The sequence below is a fragment of the Mesorhizobium sp. M2A.F.Ca.ET.039.01.1.1 genome, from assembly GCF_003998035.1.
GTDB lineage: Bacteria > Pseudomonadota > Alphaproteobacteria > Rhizobiales > Rhizobiaceae > Mesorhizobium.
The window spans coordinates 1-1,711 of the sequence record NZ_RZRY01001042.1 but is presented as its reverse complement, the minus strand read 5'-3'; the positions used below and the strand labels follow the sequence as shown (position 1 = coordinate 1,711).

General features: G+C 66.7%; 2 protein-coding genes. Both read right to left on the bottom strand.

The window, feature by feature from the left end:
• Positions 1-1,166: lipid-A-disaccharide synthase (lpxB, locus tag EOA24_RS37050; protein ID WP_127410769.1), on the bottom strand; the 1,166-nt coding region annotated here is incomplete at its 3' end.
• Positions 1,166-1,711: UDP-2,3-diacylglucosamine diphosphatase LpxI (gene lpxI / locus EOA24_RS37045; RefSeq protein ID WP_127410768.1), on the bottom strand; the 546-nt coding region annotated here is incomplete at its 5' end. The genes lpxI and lpxB, both read right to left, overlap by 1 nt.

Sequence of the window (1,711 nt, the reverse complement as noted above, 5' to 3'; positions counted from 1 at the left end):
CTCTTGATACACCCCATCGCAACTTCCGCGGCGATATCGCCGGAGGGCCGTTCAGTCGCCATGCGGCGGGCAATTTCGGCAAAGCCCGCCTTTTGCCAGGCGCGCATGCCGGTGTCGGCAAACAGGGCCTCAAGTTGCCGGGCAAGGTTTTCCGGCCGTACATACTGGTCGTAGAATTCCGGAATCAGCGTGCGGTCGGAAATCAGGTTGGGCAGCAGGGCCGACCAGGTCGTCACCATATGCTGCAGCAACTGGCGCGCAATCGGGTCCAGCTTATAGCAGGAAACCATCGGAACGCCTGCAAGCGCCAACTCGAGCGACACCGTTCCAGACGCGATCAATGCCGCATCGGCCTTGCCGAAGGCCTGCCATTTGCGCTCCGGCTCGATGATGATTTCCGGCTTGTCGTCCCAACTGGCGACCGAGGCCTTCACCAGCTCGGTGACATGCGGCACCGTCGGCAACAGCAGGCGCAGGCGATGGCCGCGTTGGCGCAGCGCCGACATCGCCTTGCCGAACGGTTCCATCAGCCGGCGGACCTCGCCGCGGCGCGAGCCGGGCAGCACCAGCACCGTCTTGACACGGTCGTCGGAGAGGTCGCGCGGCTGGCTCTGCGCCTTGGCGGCGCTAAGCACGCCCGGATCCCGCGTCAGCCGGTGACCGACATAAGTGCCCGGTGGTCCGCCGAGACGGGCAAGCGCCTTCACCTCGAACGGCAGGATGCACAGGATATGGTCGACATAGGGCTTCATCGCCACCGCCCTGCCCGGCCGCCAGGCCCATACGCTCGGGCAGACATAGTGGACGATCGGGATGGCCGGCGCCGTTGCGCGGACCTTCTTCGCCACGCGCAGCGAAAAATCCGGACTGTCGATGGTGACGAGGCAGTCGGGCCGCTCTGCCGCGATCGTCGCCGCCGTCTGGCTGATGCGGCGCATCAGCCGCGGCAGGTCGCGCAACACCGCGCTGAAACCCATCAGCGCGATCTCGCTGCCGTCAAACAACGGCGTCAGCCCCAGCTGCTGCAGATGCCGGCCGCCGATGCCGACAAGCTGAACCTTGCGGCCGGCCGTACGCTCGAGCGCCCGCACGATGTCGGCGCCGAGCAGATCGCCGGATTCCTCGCCGGCGACGATCGCGAGCTTGATCGGCTTGTCAGCGGCCATCAGCCGGCTCCCCGTTTGGCAAGCTCCGTCGCGGGCAGGCCGATGATGAAAAGGCCAAAGGCGTTCGCGCGAGCAAGCGTGGTCGGGCCTTCAAGGATGAGCGAACGGCCGGCCTCGACGGCTATGCCGGCAAGGCCTGCCGCATGAGCGGCCTCAACCGTCTGCGGGCCAATGGTGGGCAAGTCGGCCCGCAATTCCTGACCCGGCTTGGCGCATTTGACCAGCACGCCGCGCGCCTTGCCGGCCAGCCTTCCATGACCGCGCAAATCCCGCATTCTGTCGAGCAGACCGGCTGTGCCCTCAATGCCTTCCAGCGCCACGGCGCGACCTCCGATCGCAATCGCCGCCTGGCCGATATCGAGCGCGCCGATGGCCTTGGCCGCCTTGCGAGCGGCCTCGATGTCGCGCCAGTCGGACTGGTTTGGTCCGGCCGCTGTCAATGTGCCCTCGCCCGCCGTCAGTTCCGGAACGACCTCGTGCGCGCCAACGACCTTGACGCCACGCGTTTCGAGGGTCTGGGTCAACATCTTCAGCAGGCCATCGTC